The 16,167-nt window shown below is 56.2% G+C and carries 19 protein-coding genes; 11 read left to right on the top strand and 8 right to left on the bottom strand.

Annotated elements, in window-relative coordinates; translation table 11 throughout:
- Positions 1 to 54 precede the first annotated feature (54 nt).
- Both PCAL_RS03395 and PCAL_RS03390 read right to left on the bottom strand, forming a co-directional pair.
- Positions 55 to 1,878 carry a threonine--tRNA ligase gene (locus PCAL_RS03395; protein WP_011849319.1) on the bottom strand — a complete coding sequence of 608 codons (1,824 nt, stop codon included), beginning with the start codon at positions 1,876 to 1,878 and terminating at the stop codon, positions 55 to 57.
- Between the two features lie 26 nt (positions 1,879 to 1,904).
- Entirely contained in the window at positions 1,905 to 2,480 is a 576-nt protein-coding gene (locus PCAL_RS03390; protein WP_193322863.1) for a nucleotidyltransferase, read from the bottom strand.
- A 115-nt stretch (positions 2,481 to 2,595) separates the two neighbouring features.
- Here PCAL_RS03390 and PCAL_RS03385 point away from each other — a divergent pair, with 115 nt between their 5' ends.
- The 4 genes from PCAL_RS03385 to PCAL_RS03370 are packed head-to-tail and all read left to right on the top strand — an operon-like array spanning position 2,596 to position 6,365.
- Positions 2,596 to 3,822 carry a phosphoglycerate kinase gene (locus PCAL_RS03385; protein WP_011849317.1) on the top strand — a complete coding sequence of 409 codons (1,227 nt, stop codon included), beginning with the start codon at positions 2,596 to 2,598 and terminating at the stop codon, positions 3,820 to 3,822.
- Positions 3,819 to 4,853, top strand: coding sequence for a type II glyceraldehyde-3-phosphate dehydrogenase (locus PCAL_RS03380; protein ID WP_011849316.1), 1,035 nt, complete (start codon positions 3,819 to 3,821; stop codon positions 4,851 to 4,853). The genes PCAL_RS03385 and PCAL_RS03380 overlap by 4 nt, the downstream gene beginning before the upstream one ends.
- The gene (locus tag PCAL_RS03375) at positions 4,846 to 5,271 is read left to right on the top strand and encodes a universal stress protein (RefSeq protein WP_011849315.1); all 426 of its coding nucleotides are present in this window, start codon (positions 4,846 to 4,848) and stop codon (positions 5,269 to 5,271) included. The genes PCAL_RS03380 and PCAL_RS03375 overlap by 8 nt, the downstream gene beginning before the upstream one ends.
- Complete coding sequence (locus tag PCAL_RS03370; protein WP_011849314.1) at positions 5,271 to 6,365, top strand: family 1 glycosylhydrolase; 1,095 nt, start codon at positions 5,271 to 5,273, stop codon at positions 6,363 to 6,365. Before PCAL_RS03375 ends, PCAL_RS03370 begins: the two co-directional genes overlap by 1 nt.
- On the opposite strand, the gene PCAL_RS03365 is transcribed toward PCAL_RS03370, so the two are convergent.
- From PCAL_RS03365 to PCAL_RS03355, 3 genes are read right to left on the bottom strand one after another with little or no spacing between them, the layout of a single operon-like run.
- Positions 6,329 to 6,973, bottom strand: coding sequence for an ERCC4 domain-containing protein (locus tag PCAL_RS03365; RefSeq protein WP_011849313.1), 645 nt, complete (start codon positions 6,971 to 6,973; stop codon positions 6,329 to 6,331). The two genes, PCAL_RS03370 and PCAL_RS03365, sit on opposite strands and share 37 nt — an antisense overlap.
- Positions 6,966 to 7,409, bottom strand: a complete 444-nt coding sequence (locus PCAL_RS03360) for a 30S ribosomal protein S17 (RefSeq protein ID WP_011849312.1) — start codon at positions 7,407 to 7,409, stop codon at positions 6,966 to 6,968. Before PCAL_RS03360 ends, PCAL_RS03365 begins: the two co-directional genes overlap by 8 nt.
- 1 nt (position 7,410) lies before the next feature.
- Entirely contained in the window at positions 7,411 to 7,887 is a 477-nt protein-coding gene (locus tag PCAL_RS03355; RefSeq protein WP_011849311.1) for a 30S ribosomal protein S19, read from the bottom strand.
- A 72-nt stretch (positions 7,888 to 7,959) separates the two neighbouring features.
- Between PCAL_RS03355 and PCAL_RS03350 the strand changes: the two genes are divergently transcribed.
- Positions 7,960 to 8,922 carry an NAD(P)/FAD-dependent oxidoreductase gene (locus tag PCAL_RS03350; RefSeq protein ID WP_011849310.1) on the top strand — a complete coding sequence of 321 codons (963 nt, stop codon included), beginning with the start codon at positions 7,960 to 7,962 and terminating at the stop codon, positions 8,920 to 8,922.
- 56 nt (positions 8,923 to 8,978) lie between these two features.
- Here the strand turns inward: PCAL_RS03350 and PCAL_RS03345 are convergent, their stop codons facing one another.
- Together PCAL_RS03345 and prpB are read right to left on the bottom strand one after the other, a co-directional pair.
- A complete protein-coding gene (locus PCAL_RS03345; RefSeq protein ID WP_011849309.1) occupies positions 8,979 to 10,340 on the bottom strand; it encodes an MmgE/PrpD family protein in 1,362 nt (453 codons plus the stop codon).
- Between the two features lie 6 nt (positions 10,341 to 10,346).
- Positions 10,347 to 11,267 carry a methylisocitrate lyase gene (prpB, locus tag PCAL_RS03340; RefSeq protein WP_011849308.1) on the bottom strand — a complete coding sequence of 307 codons (921 nt, stop codon included), beginning with the start codon at positions 11,265 to 11,267 and terminating at the stop codon, positions 10,347 to 10,349.
- A 202-nt stretch (positions 11,268 to 11,469) separates the two neighbouring features.
- On the opposite strand from prpB, the gene PCAL_RS03335 reads away from it, so the two are divergent.
- The 3 genes from PCAL_RS03335 (at position 11,470) to rpl12p (ending at position 12,858) form a co-directional block, all read left to right on the top strand.
- Positions 11,470 to 11,994, top strand: coding sequence for an ATP:cob(I)alamin adenosyltransferase (locus PCAL_RS03335; protein ID WP_193322862.1), 525 nt, complete (start codon positions 11,470 to 11,472; stop codon positions 11,992 to 11,994).
- Between the two features lie 237 nt (positions 11,995 to 12,231).
- Entirely contained in the window at positions 12,232 to 12,435 is a 204-nt protein-coding gene (locus PCAL_RS03330) for a hypothetical protein (RefSeq protein WP_011849306.1), read from the top strand.
- A gap of 96 nt (positions 12,436 to 12,531) precedes the next feature.
- Positions 12,532 to 12,858, top strand: coding sequence for a 50S ribosomal protein P1 (gene rpl12p, locus PCAL_RS03325; RefSeq protein WP_011849305.1), 327 nt, complete (start codon positions 12,532 to 12,534; stop codon positions 12,856 to 12,858).
- Here rpl12p and PCAL_RS03320 read toward each other — a convergent pair.
- Positions 12,838 to 13,533: a DUF2208 domain-containing protein gene (locus tag PCAL_RS03320; protein ID WP_193322861.1), complete on the bottom strand. Its 696-nt coding sequence runs from the start codon at positions 13,531 to 13,533 to the stop codon at positions 12,838 to 12,840. The genes rpl12p and PCAL_RS03320 overlap by 21 nt on opposite strands.
- 47 nt (positions 13,534 to 13,580) lie before the next feature.
- On the opposite strand from PCAL_RS03320, the gene PCAL_RS03315 reads away from it, so the two are divergent.
- The 3 genes from PCAL_RS03315 (at position 13,581) to PCAL_RS03305 (ending at position 16,140) form a co-directional block, all read left to right on the top strand.
- Positions 13,581 to 14,051 (top strand): hypothetical protein, encoded by a 471-nt coding sequence (locus PCAL_RS03315; RefSeq protein ID WP_226951990.1) that lies wholly within the window; start codon positions 13,581 to 13,583, stop codon positions 14,049 to 14,051.
- Between the two features lie 128 nt (positions 14,052 to 14,179).
- Positions 14,180 to 15,688: a site-2 protease family protein gene (locus PCAL_RS03310; RefSeq protein WP_011849303.1), complete on the top strand. Its 1,509-nt coding sequence runs from the start codon at positions 14,180 to 14,182 to the stop codon at positions 15,686 to 15,688.
- Entirely contained in the window at positions 15,685 to 16,140 is a 456-nt protein-coding gene (locus PCAL_RS03305) for a hypothetical protein (RefSeq protein WP_011849302.1), read from the top strand. The genes PCAL_RS03310 and PCAL_RS03305 overlap by 4 nt, the downstream gene beginning before the upstream one ends.
- The last annotated feature ends 27 nt before the right edge of the window (positions 16,141 to 16,167 follow it).

Genomic DNA, 16,167 nt, shown 5'->3' with positions numbered 1-16,167 from the left:
TCGCGTGAGGCGGCCGCCCCTGCGCCTCTAGCGTAGCCACCCGCCTTGGCGCTGTCAGCCGCGGGTGGGCCTCTGGCTGAGCAACCGCGGCAGGTATAAGGGCCTCGTGGGGTAGCCCCTGGTCTCCTCTCTAACTCTCTTTATGAGCTCCTCAGCCGTCATCTTTGCCTGCCCCTCGCCGCGGATGCGCACTGAGAGAGTGCCCGTCTCCTCCTCCTTAGACCCCACTACGCATACGTAGGGAACCCAACTGGTCTCCGCGTCTCTAATCCGCTTTGACAACGTCTCGTCTCTGTCGTCTACGTCGACGCGGATGCCCGCCTCCTCCAACTTGTCTGCCACCTCCATTGCGAATTTTAAGTTGTCTCTGGCGACGGGGATTATCCTCACCTGGACTGGGGCCAGCCAGGTGGGGAGGCGGGGCGTCTTCCCCTCTCTCTCCGCCTTTGCTATTGTGTCAAAGACGGCGTATAGGTACCTTTCCACGCTGCCGATTATGGCCGTGTGTATTATCACTGGGTATTTTACCTGGTTGTTTTCGTCGACGTATTTGATGCCGAAGCGCTGGGCGTTTCCCACGTCAATTTGGAACGTGGCAATTTCCCTCGGCCTCCCCAGCTCGTCTACTATGTGGTACTCCACGTTGAGGACCCAGTAGTACTTCTGCGTAGGCAGAATTCTCACTAGGATAGGCTTGCCCTCACGCCTCGCCAACTCCACTAAGTAGTCGCGATGGGACTTGTAGAACTCCTCCGTCACGTTGTAAAGCGAGACGTAGGTTCTGCCTAGTTTTCCAATTTCTCTGAATATCGCCTCGTGCACCTTGTAGCTCACCTCCACGGCCTCTGCCAAGTCTTTTGTAAAAATGTGCAAGTCAGGCATGTAGAATCTCCTTAGGCGGAAGAGCACCACCGTCTCCCCCGGCTGCTCGTGCCTGTACGAGTCTGCTATTTCCAACATGCCGAAGGGGAGATTTCGGTAGCTTATCACCCAGTCCTTCGCCATGGCGAACTGCTGAAAGCATGCGGCATATCTGAGGATCAAGTCTGTGTCTGACTCAACTATGTACAACCTCTCTCCGAAGAGCCGCGCGTGCGTCTCTATGGCCTTCTCCGACAGTTTGAACATGTTAGTACCGCGTATCTTAAACACGGGGATCCCCAGCGACTTAGCCACTTGGTATGCGTAGTCCTCCACGAGCTCCATCATGACGGTGGCCTCTGGGCCATAGCGCATGTGCCCCACATCTGACATGGGCTCCCACTCGAACCCAAACTTGCGCAAGTAGTCCAAGTACCGCGGCTCCCCGCCGCCCAGCTCTCTCTTAAACACCTCCTTGTCAATCAACGCCTTGAGGTCCGGGTCGGCGGGGCTATACGCCGCTGGGTCGTGCTCACGCCCGTCGGGGGTTAACACGAGGTATACGTCCCTCCTCTCTTCAACCGCCTTGGCGACCCGCGCCTCCTCAGGCTTAAAGCTCCTGCTGAGCTCTGCCAGGGGGTGGCCGAGGCACTTTACCTCAAAGGCCTTATAGTAGCCGAAGGGCGCCTTGTACACCTCTCCCTTGAACTCCGACTTCACGACCTCGTACAGCTTGTTCACCACCTCCTTCGCCACATACGGCCTGGCCAAGTCGTTTGAAAGGTGGGCGTATGGGTATATCACCACGGCCGTCGCCTTGACCTTCTCCGCCGTTTCCACCACATCGCGGGCCACTCTGCGCAAAAACTCCTCGTCGCTTGAGTCGCCGCGCTCCACTGAGACAAACACCACCAGCGCGTTGGCGGCGGCGCCGGAGCCCGGCTCGTCTCTTATATCTAACGCGGGCTCTCTCGACTCCCAGCTAAAACGCTCCGCATGTATGTACAAAACGCGCATAGGCCCTCTCTACACTCCATTTAAATTTATTCCACGTAGATGCCGTTTCGCCTCAATCTCTTTAGGATGCCCTCGGCGTCCTCTGGGAAAAGCTCCGCGAGAGCCCTTATTCTTTGGTAGTTTAGCCCAATGCCCTTGTCGAGGACTATGCGGGCTACTTCGTTTATGAACTCCTCGGCCTCCTTTGTGGCTATCTTCGCCTTGAGCACCAGGAGCTCCTCAAGGCCGATGGACGCCACCTCGACGCCGTTTATGGCCACTTTCCTTGTCTCAGAGAAGAACTCGGGGGGTATGTATATGTCTAGGATGTTTTCGAGGAGGTCTACTCTGACGGACTCTCCGCCGACTATGAGCTCGTAGTATATAGTGCCGTGGTCCGAGGTGCCGAGGTCCCAGTCGTTTTCTCTCGCTATTTCTTCGAACATCTCGTTGTCTAGCACGGTTGACTTGTTTAATATGAAGAGGTCGACGTCGCGTGGGTCGTACTCTACGCCGTATGCCAGAGGCAATACCGCGCTGCCGATTAGCACGTGTTCAATGTCTCTCTTGGACAGCTCGGTGGACACGAGCTTTAGCGCCGTTTTGTATTTGTCAAGGCGCATGGGCATATTTACACACCTGTTTAATAATGTTGAGGAAGTGGAATATATATACTATATATCTCTATATACTGAGTGTAGTCAATAACACTTATTAACCCCGATAATACCTTCTTACATGTTACTTAATGAAGTTGTAGAGAAACTGCCAAATATGTCAAAGTGTCTTGAAAGAGGGAAAGTGGTCATCATAAGAATAGATATAAATTCGCCCATTGTAGATGGAAAAATCTTGGATGATTATAGGATAAGGGCCCACGCGCAGACGCTTAGGCTGGCCTCTGAGGCGGGGGTCAAGTCCGTGGTCTTGGCGCACCAGGGGAGGCCGGGCCAAGACGACTTCACGTCTCTGGAGGTGCACAAGCCCTATCTGGAGAAGTACGTGGAGAGGCCCATAAAGTTTGTAGACGACGTGGCTGGCCCTGAGGCGAGGAGGCAGATAAGGGAGCTTAGGGATGGGGAAATCCTCCTCTTGGAGAACGTCAGGCTACTGGCCGAGGAGGTTATTGAGCGCGTGCCTGAGGCCCAGGCGGAGACCTACCTGGTGAAGAAGCTTGCGCCTCTCGGCCACTACTTCGTCTTTGACGGGTTTGCCGTTGCCCACAGGTCTCAGCCCAGCGTGGTGGGGTTCCCTATGGTTTTGCCGTCTTGTATAGGCCCCGTCTTTGAGAGAGAACTGAGGGCGCTTGGGGCCGTGTTTGAGAGGCGGGGCGAGGGGGTGATGCTGTTGGCTGGCGGCGCCAAGATACCGGACACTTTGAAGGCCGTGGAGCAACTGTTGAAGAACAACTTTGTGGAAAAGGTGGCTGTGGGGGGCCTTGTGGGGTTTGTGTTCGCGGTGGCGAAGTACGGCCTCCTGAACGATGAGATTAGGCGGGAGGTTGAGCGGGGTGGGTATCTGCCGCATGTGGAGAGGGCGCGCCAGCTCTTGGCCAAGTACGGCAACAAGATACATGTGCCGGTGGACTTCGCCGTGGAGAGGGGAGGCAGAATTGACGTGGACGTGTACTCGCTGTCTCAGGCGCCTCTGGACATAGGGAGGTCTACAATCTTGTTGTTCAAGGAGGTGGTGGAGCAGGGCGACATTGTCATTTTCAGCGGGCCCATGGGCTATATAGAGAACAAGGTCTTTGCCACAGGCACCGTGGAGCTGTTGAGGGCCGCGGCGAAGAAGAGGCTTATCCTCGGCGGTGGGCATACCATAATGGCCGCCGAGATGGCTGGGGTGTTGGATAGGGCTTTCCACGTCTCCACGGGCGGCCGCGCGTTTATACAGACGCTCGGCGGCGAGGAGATGCCGGCGGTAAAAGCCTTATTAATGTCCGCGAAGAAGTTTTGGCCATGATTAAGGTCGGCGTAGTGGGCTACGGCACAATAGGGAAGAGGATAGCCGACGCCGTTGCGTTGCAAGACGACATGAGGGTCGTGGGCGTCGTGAAGATGACCCCGGACTACGAGGCTAAAATAGCCGCCGCCAGGGGGTTCCCGGTGTACACCGCGGCCGACAGAGTGGAGAAGTTCAAAAAGGCTGGCATCGAGGTGGCGGGCACTGTGGAAGACTTGGTGAAGGCCTCAGACGTCGTGGTAGACGCCTCTCCAGAGGACGTTGGCAGAGAGAACAAGGAGAAGTACTACCGGCAACTGGATAAGAGGTACATATTCCAAGGCGGCGAGGAGGCAGATGTGGCAGAGGTCAGCTTCAACGCCTTGGCCAACTACGACGAGGCGAGGGGGAAGAGGTACATACGCGTTGTGAGCTGCAACACCACCGGCATTACGCGCGTCCTCTCCGCGCTTCTGTTGAATGGGATTGGGATTAGGAAGGCTAGGATTTTCATAGCTAGGAGGGGAGCCGACCCCAAGGAGCACAAGAAGGGCCCCATCAACGACGTTGTTCCAAACCCAACCGCTGTGCCGAGCCACCACGGGCCCGACGTGCAGACTGTGCTTAAGGACGTGGACATAGTCACAATGGCCGTGGCCGTGCCTGTGACAATTATGCACATGCACATGGCTTACATAGAGCTGGACGGTCCCAGGAGCCGGGACGAGGTCTTGGAGGCCTTTGCTAAAACGCCGCGTATATTCCTCGCCGACGTGGGGTCGGGCTTCCAGAGCTTGGCGCAGTTCATTGAATACGCCAGAGATCTGGGGAGGCCGAGGGGCGACTTCCCAGAGGTGGCAGTCTTCAGAGACTCTGTCACTGTGAGGGGGGACGAGCTGTACCTAATGTACGGCGTGCACCAAGAGTCAATAGTAGTGCCTGAGAATGTAGACGCCATAAGAGCCGCGCTAGGCGTATTGCCCAAGTGGCAGTCCATAGAGAAGACTGACAAGTCGCTTAAGCTCTTCACTGAGGGGAAGCGCTATGCCTGACGAGCCGTACTACGAGCTTGCCTACAAGTTCAGGCGGATACTAGTGCCAGTGTCGCCCATGGGCGCCGCTAGGCTGAGGGAAGTCCTCAGCGTGGCGTCAGACTTCGCGGAGAGGTACGGCGCCGAGGTGGTCTTCCTATACGTGACCCCCCGCGAGGACGACCCCTCCGCCGAAGAGCTAAAGAGGGCCGTCGACGAGTTTATGTCGAAGAGGGGCGTGAGATACTTCTTCAAAGTCAGAAGGATGGGGGAGATGGAGACCGTCGCTTCAGAGATTGTGAAAGAGCTGTCGGAGAGCAACTACGACATGGTTATCCTCCTCTCGAGGGGCTACTACGGTGCCTCTGCTCTTCTGTACAACAGCACCTCGGTGGCCGTCGCTATCGCGGCCAACACCTCCGTCTTAATACTGAGGTAGTGTTAATAGGCGCCGCCGTTTCGCCGTATCAGCACTTCGGCTTTTGCCGCTGCGATCTGCCCGACGAAAGGGGGGCGCAACACTTCCTCTTCTACGAGGAGGACTTAGACATAGCCCGGGGGATTGGGCTAGACGCCTTTAGGACCGGCGTGGAGTGGGGCCTCCTAGAGCCTCGGGAGGCCGTGTACGACGGAGAGACCGTAAAGCTCTTCAGGACGTATCTCTCCTCGGCCAAGTCGCGTGGGCTCAAGCTGTGGGTGACTCTGCACCATTTTACTAATCCCCGCTGGGTGTGGAAGTGGGGCGGCTGGGAGTCGAGAGAGGTGGCTAAGAGGTTTCTCAGCTACGTGGATCTCGTGGCTAGGGAGCTGGGGGACCTCATCGACGTGGCCCTAATATTCAACGAGCCTAACACATACGCCTATTTGGCGTACATCAGGGGCGACTTGCCCCCCTACGGCTTCCTAGCGGTCAAGCACTGGAGAAGAGCTCAGGCTGTCATAAACGCGGCCATAGCCGAGGCTAGGGACGTGTTAAAGCAGTACGGCATACCCACAACTTTCACTTTCTCATATACGAAAATCCGTGCGTCTCCGCTCCTTAGACCTGTGACGTACGCGCTGGAGGGGCACCGGCAGTACATGGACATGTTTAGAGAAATGGACTACACGGCGATAAACTACTACGTCGTGGGAAAATTCAAGGATCTCGCTCTCACCTACGTGCTGGAACCTGAGGAGCTTGGCCGAGTGAAGGCCCCTACGCCGCTTGCCGTCACTGAGTTTGGAATTGCGACGAGGGACGAGGAGCTCAGGCTTCAATACTTATGTGCCATGGCGAACATCTTCCAGAGGGTAAAGCCTGTGGCCGTGTTTTGGTGGAGTTTTCTACATGGTTATGAGTGGGGCATGGGGTACCAGCCCTTCTTCGCGTTAGTGGACGTGGTTGGGACCACTAGAGTAATTACGCCGCTTGCCAAATCTTTTAGGAAAGTGCTTGAAAGCCCCCCGCCGTGTCAACTAGGTAAACTGGACTTGGGCCTCGAGTGGCGTTGGGATTATAGGAATTTGTCAAGCGACGAGTTGTCGCCGTAGGGCGTCTCTAGCACGCGCTTAATTAAGGCGTGTCTCTTGGTGTCGATGTCCCACGACTTGTAGTTCAGCAGGGCGTTCAACGGCGAGCCGTACCGCCTCAGCAATTCCTCGGCTCGCCTTGGCCCTACGCCGGGAAGCGAGGAAAGGAAGACTATTTGAAGCCTCTTCACGTCGACGCTCTTCTTCACGCTTGGCACTTTTACGCCCCCCTGCCCCTTCTTGGCCGCCAGACAAACGAGAGCCCCCGTCTGCGACTCGTCTCTCACATAGACCACTCCCACGCCCATGGCGTAGAGACCCAGCTGTGCGCCTAAGACGGCATTGGGAGATATCTTCCTAAACTCCAGCTCCGCCCAGAGGTCGCCCTCTATTACAACTAGCGGCTTCAGCCCCGACGCCTTCAGTCTCTCCGCCTGGTCGAAGAGCCTCCCGTCGATTATCGAGTTTACAAAGTCGGAAGCGCTCTTTCGCTCAAAGACGTAGTGGCCGGCGACGTAGTCCCCCACCTCCAGCTTTGTCTTAACTACGCCACAGCCGGTCTCCTTAATCGCTCTGAGGACTGGGGACGCGTGTTCTCGCGTATCTACTAGGACTACCGCATTAGACACTTGGCAGAGTCTCGTGCTTCGCCTTCCACTCAACCACGTCTTCCTTCTTCCCTATTACCACCCACGCGATGGTTTTTGACAGCGGGCGCGTCTCGGCGATTATCACCTTGTCGCCGGGCTTAACCTCTATGCACTCGGGCACCCTGACCCTCATCCTCCTCCGCCGCCTCTCATACCTGTTGTACTTAGGCAGGTAGTGCACCCACTCGTGTGTGACTACCGCTGCCTTGTGCATCCTAACCTTCTCCACCGTCACCTCGAGGAGCTTCAGCCTTATCTTAAGGTGGCCGTGCCAGGGACAGAGCGGGTCGTCGCACACAGCCGCCGGAGGCAAGACGTAGGGCACGCCGATGTTCTTCACCTCCACCTTTTTGCCGTCTGGAAGTGTAACAACGTCGCCAACCTTTGGCCTAGACTGTAGCTTTACGACTGTCATACTACTTCGCCGCGATGTGTAGAGATGACCTAGTGGCCTTTAGACCCGGCTCGCCGTGTTGCACAATCCTCGTCGTAAGTGCAAATTCGCCTAGGTAGTGGCCGATGTGCCACGGCGATATGAACACCGGGATGTAGGTAATGCCGTTGTACACATGTATCGTGAGACCCACCATCTCGGGCAGTATAATCATGTCCCTGCAGTGCGTCTTTATTGTCACCTTCTTGCCCTGCGCCATCAGCCTTTTGGCCTTGCGGATTTTCTCAAGGAGCTTCCTGTGCTCAGGCTTAAGGCCACGCTTCAAGCTCCTCCGTTGCCGCGCAGGCAGGAGCTTTATAAACTCGTCCATAGGCATGTTTAAAAGCTCCTCTAAGGTCTTGCCCCTGTACCTAAAGCTGCCCCACTCCTCGGGCGGAATTACAGTTGGCGTAATCCACCCCTGCTTCCCCTTCTGCGCCTCCGCCTCCTTTGAAGACATCGAAGAAAGCTCAATAGGCAGTGTTTAAAACCTTTTTCATTCATCTTTAAAAACACCCATCGACTCCCCCACATGGAGGTGGACTACGACGTAGTGATAATAGGCGCCGGAATCGCCGGCCTCTCCGCGGCGCTTTACGCCGCGCGGCAGAGGTTAAAGACCCTCGTGGTGAGCAAAGACTTAGGGGGCCAGTTGAACATGACTACCCTTATAGAGAACTATCCAGCAATTCCGAAGATCTCAGGCCCAGAGCTCGCAAAGCGCGTGGAGCAACAGGCCCGCGCCTTCGGCGCCGAGATAATATTCGACGAAGTGAAGACGGTGGAGAAAAGCGGAGACGTCTTCGTCATAAAGACAGAAGGCGGCGACGAGTACAAGGCCCTCGCCGTCATCTTAGCCTTTGGAAAAACGCCAAAGGAGCTGGGAGTGCCGGGGGAGAGCAAGTTCAAAAACAAGGGCGTCTCATACTGCACAATCTGCGACGCGCCGTTCTTCAAAGGCCAAGACGTGGCACTGGTGAGCTGGGGCGACTTGGCGAGAGAGCCTGTGACAATCCTCTCCTCAGTGGCCAACAAGTTCTACTGGATCTACCCATCCGACAAGCCTATACACGACGACGAGTTCATAGAACAGACCAAGAGGCTAGGGAAGGCCGTCTTTGTCCCAAACAGCGAGGTAGTGGAGATAAAGGGCGACACAAAGGTGAGGGCCGTGGTCGTAAGAAACAAGAAGACAGGCGAAGTCCAGGAGCTCCCCGTCGCCGCAGTCTTCGTCGAAGTGGGCTACGTCACCAAGAGCGATTTCGTGCGCCACCTAGTCGACTTAAACGAGAGGGGAGAGATAATTGCCGACTGGGAGGGGAAGACCAAGACACCCGGCGTCTTCGCCGCAGGCGACATAGTGGCATACCCCTACAAACAAGCGGTCATTTCCGCAGCTATGGGCGTCGCAGCCGCGCTCTCGGCTACAGCCTACGTGATGAAGCTAAAGGGAAAGCCCATCCACAGCCTCGTCGACTGGAAAGCATCAAAATAGGAGGCTAAAAAATCCCGTAATCTAAATCTAAAGAAAAAGTGAGAGTTTGCGGCGTATTATACGGCGAGGGCCTCTAGAAGATCGGCAACTGAGTATTTCTCTAGGTTCCACATGATGTCTAGGGCTCTTTTTCTAACTTCGTCGGGGAGTATGCCTTGTGTTAGCTCGTTGAATTTCTGCTCTAGCTCGGCGTCTGTCATTGGGTTCTTGGGGTGGCCCTTTGCGTAGTCGACTCTTTCGGTGTATTTAGAGCCGCTCTTTGTCACAACTGTAATGACGGTGGGGAAGGCTTGTGGATAGAGCTTGTCTAACTCGGGGTCTAGGTTGACTTCCATCTTTTTCATTAGGGAGAGTACCGCTGGGTTTCTAATGTCGCGGTAGTGCTCAATCTTGATGGGGCCCCACACGAGGGCGGCGGCGGTGACCCACATGATGGAGTGGTCGGCCGTCTCCTTGGTGTGGGGGTCCCACTTCTCAGGATCCTTTGGCCCAATGATCGTGTACGCCGCCTCGTACGTGTCTATCCTAACCTTCTCAATCTCGTCTAGCCTCACCTTCTCCCTGAGCTTAAGCGCCGCCTCCACGGCCGTCTGGGCGTGGTACTCCACGGGGTAGGGCTTGATGTATGTGTCTAGGATTCTGCGGGGCGGCTGTAGCTCCTCCAGTCTCTTTAACACAGAGAGGTCGAAGTCCCCCTGTAACAACTGCTTGAAGAACCCCATCTCTCCCTCAAAGGGCTTGTAAGGCCCTGTAAAGCCCTCCTTGGCCAACAGCGCCGCAAAGACGGCGTTTCTGCTGGAGTTAGCCGCCGCGGCGCCCTTCCACATGGACAACTCGCCAACCCTAGTCTGGCGCATCGCGGCGTGGGGCACTGCGTATATGGCCAACGCGTGTTGCGTCTTAACCACGTCTAGGCCTAGCAACTTGGCCGAGGCCAGTAGGCTACCTATGCCGAGGAAGTTCACGTGGTCCCAGCCCCTCTTCCTAAGCGTCCCCCCGTCGCAGAAAGTGACTGAGGCCTCGTAGCCTAAGGCCACGGCCGTTATCAAGTCCGTGCCCCGCGCGCCCACGTAGTCGCCCACAGAGAGGGCGGCTCCAATGAGGTCACTTGGGTGAAGCGGCTCCTTAGAGAGGTATGTGTCGTTGAAGTCGTGGTAGCGTATCATAAGGCCGTTGACAAAGGTGGCCCAGTCGGGAGAGACCTTGTAACGAGTGCCCAAGATCCTAGCCCCCTCGGCCGTGGGGAACCTAGACGCCGCTCTCCTTGCAAGAGCTACGGGCTCGCTGGTGTACGCCGCGAAGGCAACTGCCGCCGAGTCAATGATCCTCCTCTTTACCTCATGCCGAGTCTCGGCGGGAACCTTGGAGAAATCAATATACGCCGTATATTCGGCAAGTGTTTTCGTAACTCTGTCCATGGCCTCTTAACGGACCGCCTTTTTATCTCTTATGAGGCGGTCTACGCTCTCGGCTATTTCTCTGTCCAGTTTTTCATAGTCGTAGTACCTTATCAACTCGTAGAGCTCCTTCCTTGTGAACATTTTGTCGAGCCACGCCACTTGAGTGCCCTCGGCGAGTATTGTCTTAAACACCTCCCTAATGGCGTACATGGCCACCCTAAGCGCCGTGACTGGGAATATCACAAACTTGTAGCCGAACTCTTCCAACTTCTTGGCTGGGATAAGCGGCGACACGCCGAACTCTGTCATGTTGGCCAAAAGAGGCGCCTTAACCCTCTTCGCAAATTCCCTAAACTCGTCCTCCGTGCGGAGCGCCTCTGGGAATATCACATCGGCGCCGGCCTCTAAGTAGAGCTGGGCGCGTTGCACCGCGTCTTCAAACCCTGTTACATTAGCCGCGTCTGTCCTAGCAATGATGACAAAATCGGGGTTCCTCCTCGCCTCGACAGCGGCCTTTATCTTCTTTGCCATCTCGTCGGGGGGTATCAGCGCCTTCCCCGTCAAGTGGCCGCACTTCTTGGGCAATACCTGGTCCTCCAGCTGAACCCCCGCCGCGCCAACTGCCTCAAACTCCCGGACAGCCCTCATCACGTTCAACGCCTCCCCGTATCCGGTGTCTATGTCCACTATAACCGGTATATCAACCGCATCTGTTATATACTTCACCGTCTTCACCATCTCGTCCATCGTAATTAAGCCGAGGTCTGGCAACGCCATTGAAGCAGTGACGGCGGCGCCTGACACATACACCGCCTTAAACCCGAGGCTCTGGGCCATGAGAGCCGTAAGCGCGTTAAACACACCCGGCACGAGGACAATGCCAGGCCTAGAGAGCTCCTCGCGGAGAAGCCTAGCCCCATCCACCCTCCCTTTCTTAACAATCATAGCCCTTCAACTGCGCCACATTATAAACATTGATAAAGGCAACGGGGCCCACACGTAGAAGATAAAGACCGATAACTGCAACTCGTCAAAATTGCGACTAAGGCGGGAGTCAGCCGGCTGAAAAATGCGTCACGACTCAACGCTCAGCGGCCTCATCACTATTCCAAACGATGCATTTATATTTAAAGATGGGGAAAGTATAGTGCTCATTAAGCCTTGCCTACTGTGGATGCGCTGCCCCGGCGACTCTGGAGACACCACTGTGTTTTGGAAGGGGGAGGCCAGGCCAGCTAGGAAGGACGATCCAGTGGTCAAGCTCTTCGGCGCCTTGGACACCGCAGTGGCGTACAGCCACAAGGCGGCGAACCTCCTGCAACGGCCGCAGAGCCGCATCATGCGCCTCGTGGCCTTCTCGCTGATGGAGCTAGGCTTCTACCTCGCCACCGGCAAGCCCGAGTACTTAGACACAGCCTACGAGCTATACCGCCGCGCGTTGAAGCTGGCCTATACAATTGCGCCCCCCGAGCCCCTCAGGGCGTGGCTGGCCTGCTCGTCGCCAGAGTGCTCAGCAGTAGACGAGGCCAGGGTGTGGATTCGGTGGGCCGAGCGCCGTGCTGTATCACTAGATAGCACGGCGGCAAAGCTCATGAATCAGCTCTCCAACCTGACATTCGAAGTAATGAGGACGCTCCCCCACATCCAGTACCGGCACAGGAGGGTGCGATAAGCTTATAAACAAGCTTCTACTCAATAAATGCCCTAGGCAACACCCCCGAGTGGGGCGAATGAGCCTGGCGGGTTACCCCGGCCAAATCACTTCCCTAAGCAACCTCCTCTATACCGTAGCCACGGCTCTGCCCCGCGTAAACCTGATCGCCTCTCGCCGTCATGTGAGCCAGCTGTGTGATACGCGTCGTACATCTCCACGTCCCTAAAACTTATATATCCCCGCCTATGGGCCGTCATGCCTAAGGAGATTTTCCTAGTAGAACTTTGGAAGAAATACGGCGAGAAGGCCCAAGTCGTCAGAGTAAAGCGATATGAGGACTTCGTGAAGCTAAAGGCGAGGCTCTCGGGCTATCTCTACACAATTAGGGTGCCACCCGACAAGGCAGAGCAGTTGATCTCGGAGCTGAAGGCCAAAAACGTGAAGGTGGAGGAGGTTTAATTCGCCGCTCTTTTGACAACCCGCCGGAGTTCTCTTGGACCACCAAGCGGGGCTGTGCTAGGGCTAAGTTTTTAAACCCCCTATTCGGGCCCGCCTATGGAGTACATCTACGGGGCGTTACTGTTGCACTACGCAAAACAGGAAATAAACGAGGAAAATTTGGCCAAGGTGCTCCAAGCGGCTGGCATTACGCCAGATGAGGTTAGGATAAAGACTCTGGTGGCCGCGTTAAAGGAGGTGAACATCGACGAGGCCATTAAGTCTGCCGCGTTTGCCCCAGTGGCAGCGCCTGCGGCCGCTGCGGCGCCGGCCGCGGCTGGAGGAGCGGCTCCAGCGGCTAAGGCTGAGGAGAAGAAAGAGGAAGAGGAGAAGAAGGGGCCGAGCGAGGAGGAGATCGCTGGCTCACTGGCTTCGCTGTTTTAAGGGCTTTATAATTTTTAGTAAAATACTGTCAAGTTCTTTTACGTCTTTGTAATATATTCTAAATATCTGGTTATTTAGTTTAAATTGTATAAATCGCCGCTCTGGGTTGACGGTGTATTCCTCTACCTCGATGGGGGCCTTGAGCCCGACCACCTTGTCTACCACCATTCCGCCCTCGTATATCTTGACGTTTCTCACTATCCTGGGCATTGTGGGGGGCTTGAACAAGAGCATCGAGATAGCGGAGAATATTGAAAATATTGTGACGTAGGCGAGAAATCTGGCGGGGTAGGCGCCTATTACGGGCCCCGCCGTAGATTCCAAGAGCGGCGGGAGAGTGGGGAAGAGGACCGTGGCCAACACCATGAAGGCTGGGAGGAGTAGTAGCGGTATGAGCGAGGAGCGAGTGAGCCTTCTATACTCTGCTACAAGCTCTTTGTCTTTTTCCATGACTTTCCCCACCTCTTTCTCGTCTATTTCGAGGAGGGGCTTCCCCTTGGATATTTCCTGGACTGTAGCCATGCCTCTTCTATAGGTTCTTAAACCCATGGCGATAGTTATTCCGAAGAATAGCACAAAGTAGAGCAGAATAGCTGTGAAATATTCGCCGGGGTAGAATGTGAGAATTGCAGAGAAGGCCAGTATAGATGCCAGCGAGATTAGCAACCTCCTCATGTAGGGGCCGTGGCGCATGTTTTATAAATTTTCCAATGGACCCGCATGTGGTTAAGATAACTGCCGTGTGTTCCGAGAGCCCAGGCGCGGTGGAGCCCAGCCACGGCTTTGGCGTACTAATTGACGACGCCGTGCTTTTCGACAGCTGTAGCAGAGAGGCCATGGACGCGTTTCTAAAGGCGAGTGGGGCAAGGCCCGTGGTCGGCGTCGTGGGAATGCCAGACAGCCCACACCACGTGGGCGGCTTTGAGCTTCTACGCGTGCCGCTGGTCAATCCGCCGCATGACCTCGAGCTGAGGGTGAGGGGGAGGCGCTACCTCTTGTTTAAGGGGAGGCGGGAGAACTTCATGGTGGTGGACGGGGTCGTGGTCTCTCCCTGTGGTCTGTCCACCGTGCCATACGGCGAAATGTCTCGGCGGGGATCAAGGCGAGGTGCTTCGTGGGAGGGCTTGGTGGCACTTCGCAGAGCCCCTACCTCTTACACAGAGTTGTGGCCGAGCTTAGGCTGTTGGGCGTGAGGTGCGTGGCGCCTTTGCACACGGCGCCTCAATTGGTCAAGGAGCTTGAGCGCCGATTTAACGTGTATAGGCTCGGCGCCGGGCTTTCCCTAGAGTTATAATTTTTAAGCTCCTACTGGGCGGCCTCCGTGGACCCGCTAGTGGCCTTCTTGGTGAGCTGGTTCGCCGTGGTGGGGATAGTCTACGCGGTGAATAAAAACGCGGTTAGGTACTTCGTGGCCATATACTGGAAGACCGAGAGGCTTAACCGGCGTATAGAGGGGCTTGTGAAGAGGCTCAGTTTTGTGCCGCTCAGGGCCTATCTGGCGGTCGCCCTCGTCCTCGCCCTTGCGCCAATCTTTATAGCAATGCCGTTTGTGAGGCCGGACGGGCAAGTGCAGGCGTTGCCCGGCTTCTTGTACATGCTCATCGGCGGCACAGTCACAGCCGTTCAGACTCTGCTCAGCGGAGCCCCTGTGGCCGAGGCGGCCTCGCGGTCAGCAGGAGTCACCCCCATAATACCTGGCGTGACTCTCCCCTGGGGGCAACTGCCCTACTTGGCTGTGGCAATAGCCGTGGGAGTGGCGCTTCACGAATTTATGCACGCCTATGCGGCTCTGAGGTATGGAATCCCCCTGCGGCACGTCGGCGTCTTCTCCTTCTTCTACATAATAAGCGGCGCCTTCGTGGAGCCGGATGAGGAGGCGTACAAGAAGAGTGGCGTCGAGGCCAAGGCCGCTGTGTTGGCCAGCGGGGTGGCGGCAAACGTGGCCTTGGCGTTCTTGGCCATGCTTGCGGGGGTTGCGGGTGCTTGGGCCGGGCTTTATGGGGCCGTCTTTGGAGTCTCCGCATTCGGCGTAGATGCCGGCGACCGCGTATTAGAGATAAGGGGCTGCGGCTTGGCCGAGAGGGTGTATACGCCGGACGACTTTATAACCAAAATCAACGTGTTGGCGGGCATGGGGCCCCTCATGGGCATTAATAAGACGGCGGCGTGTAAGCCAGGCGACGAGGTGACACTAGTAGTGGGGAAGTGGTGGGGCACATACGAGGTAAAGCTAGACTACTCAAACTTCACCACGCCGCCGAGGATCAACTGGCTTTTCGAAGACGGCTCTTTGTACAAGTCAGGCGTTAGGCCAGGGGACGTCGTAAAAGCAGTAGAGGGATGCGGCGTCCGCGAGGAAATAAGATGGGGCGGCCAGCTGCTTTCCACCTTGCTCTCTCTTAAAAAGCTTTGCAGGCCAGGCGACGTGATAAGAGTAGCAGTGGAGAGAAACGGCACCACTGTGGCGCTGAACGTGACCCTCGTGGGGAAGGGGGGAGAGGTGTACTACGGGCTAGGCCCTGGAAGCCTCCCGATGCTAGGCTACGACGCGGGCCCCATAAAGGCAAGCGAGATCTACAACACCGAGTTTACAAAGTTTGTATTCTGGTTTCTCGTGGTCAACTACGGCTTAGCGGTGGTGAACGCCCTCCCAATATATCCACTTGACGGAGGCCAGCTTGTGGCGGCTCTGGCGCAGAGGAGGCTGGGAGAGAGGAGGGGGCAGCGGTTGGTGAACGCCTTGTCTGTGGTTTTAGCCGCCATGCTTATCTTCAACCTCGCCCTGGGAGTACTCGGCGAGCAGTACAGAGTGCTTCAGATGATCAGATGATGAAGCTCTACGCCGCCATACTCGCCGTGGCCATCGTCGCGATGTTTCTGCCAGTGGAGTACTTAGTATCAGACGCCTTTCGGCCACCGCCCAACAAAGTGCTAACCCCAACCGGCGTCAAAGAGGTGGCGGGCACGCCCCTTTGGCTATACCCCTGGCGGGCCACCGTCGTCTTAGTAACCCTCCTATTCGCAGCAGTAGTCGCCACATTTTTTACACGGCAAACCGGCAGAGTCCGGTGGACTTTGGCGTTTCTCTCTATAACCACGGCGGTCTTCCACTACCTCACACTCCTCTTCACATCTTCGCCGCCGGGATACGGCGTCGAGGTATACCCCCTCCTCTACGTGATAAAAGTGGGCAACGCGCCACCACAGTTCTACCTAGACCTAGGCCAAATACTTATCCTATACGCCGCCTACAACGCGTACAAGGCCCGGACCCCGCCGTAGACGACGACAAAACTCAAAAAATCCCCA

The sequence above is a fragment of the Pyrobaculum calidifontis JCM 11548 genome, assembly GCF_000015805.1.
GTDB lineage: Archaea > Thermoproteota > Thermoprotei > Thermoproteales > Thermoproteaceae > Pyrobaculum > Pyrobaculum calidifontis.
The sequence above is the reverse complement of the archived record's forward strand: the minus strand, read 5'-3'. Positions and strand labels throughout refer to the sequence as shown.